At 74.5% G+C, this 1279-nt stretch carries 2 protein-coding genes; one reads left to right on the top strand and one right to left on the bottom strand.

The window, feature by feature from the left end:
* On the bottom strand, positions 1 to 674 hold a 674-nt coding region (locus ACWJ6R_RS36560; RefSeq protein WP_449066580.1), incomplete at its 3' end, for a TioE family transcriptional regulator.
* Between the two features lie 227 nt (positions 675 to 901).
* Between ACWJ6R_RS36560 and ACWJ6R_RS36555 the strand changes: the two genes are divergently transcribed.
* Entirely contained in the window at positions 902 to 1225 is a 324-nt protein-coding gene (locus ACWJ6R_RS36555; RefSeq protein WP_449066579.1) for a hypothetical protein, read from the top strand.
* Positions 1226 to 1279: the final 54 nt, after the last annotated feature.

The following is a 1279-nucleotide window of genomic DNA, read 5'->3' as shown; positions in this document are numbered from 1 at the left end:
CGGACGTCGTCCAGCGCGCCCGCGCCCGCCAGCATCGCCAGGCCCCGTGCCGTCAGCCGGTCACGCCACTCCTGCAGCGTCGCCTGCAGCGGCTCCGGGCCGCCCGCCGCCCGTACCCGCTCCAGCACCCGCGCGATCTGCTCCAGCCCGTACCCGCCCCGCCGCAGCTGGTGGGCCAGCAGCACGTCGCGCACGTCGGCGGGGGTGTAGACGCGGTATCCGGTGCGCGGGTCGCGGCGGGGCACGCACAACCCGGCCTGCTCCCATTTGCGCAGCGTCGCCGGCCGGATGCCGAGCCTGCGCGCCAGCGGCCCGATGAACGTCACGCCCGGCTCCGTGTCATGCGGCGGCACCAGGTCGCGCAGCGCCCGTTCCACCGCCTCCAGCGTGCGCCGGTCACCGGCCAGCTGGGCGTGGCTCTCGTCGATCAGCCGCAGCGCCTCCCCGACCGCGCCGCCGTTCACGGCCCGCATGATCGCCCCCGCGGTCGCGTGGCCGTGCGCGGGGATCAGCGCCAGGAACGTCCGCAACGCCGCCGCGTGGCGCGGGGTGTAGACGCGGTAGCCGTGCGGTGAGCGCCCGGCCGGCGGCAGGATGCCCGCCTCCTCGTAGTTGCGCACCGCCTGCGTGGACAGGCCGTGTTCACGCGCCAGATCGATGGGTCGCAACCGCATTTTTAAGGTATGTCCTCACTAACAATCGAAAATGTACTAAAAGCCTACACAAAAGGTTCAACGATCTGATTGAAGGCGCGGCGGCCTCGGTCCGGGGCTCAGCCCATCCCGGCCAGGCCGTCCGGCCAGGGCCGGCGATCCCGGCACCGGACCGGCCGCCGGATGACCCTCCCACCGACCGGGTAGGCCCCTGACCGGGAAAAATCACCGGAAATCAGGGGGAGACGATGATAGGAGCGACGATCGCGGCCGGGCTCATGGCGGGGATCGCGGCGGGGATCGCGGCCGGGCCCGTGGCGGGCGCCCAGCCGCTGGACCCGCCCGCCGAGCGGGCCTGCCGGATCCTGGCCGGCGTCAGCCACTCGGACAACGGCCAGGCCGTCTTCAACGGACTGGTCGCGGCCGCGCGGCACGCCCGCCAGTCGGCGGTCCCGGCCGTGGCCGAGACCGTCGCCCCACTCGGCAGGACGGGCCGGCTGATCGTGGCCTCCCGGCCGCTGGCCCGGATCTGCGAGGCCGGGGGCATCGACATCCCGGGCTACACGGCGTGACGGGCTGAGGGCCGTACGGCGCGCCGGCCGCATCGCGCGCCCCGCTCGGGCGGG

It is taken from the genome of Planomonospora algeriensis, assembly GCF_977012225.1.
The sequence above is the reverse complement of the archived record's forward strand: the minus strand, read 5'-3'. Positions and strand labels throughout refer to the sequence as shown.

Coding starts and splice junctions, on each gene's coding strand:
- ACWJ6R_RS36555 (WP_449066579.1), top strand. CDS start 902: ATGATAGGAGCGACGATCGCGGCCGGGCTCATGGCGGGGATCGCGGCG.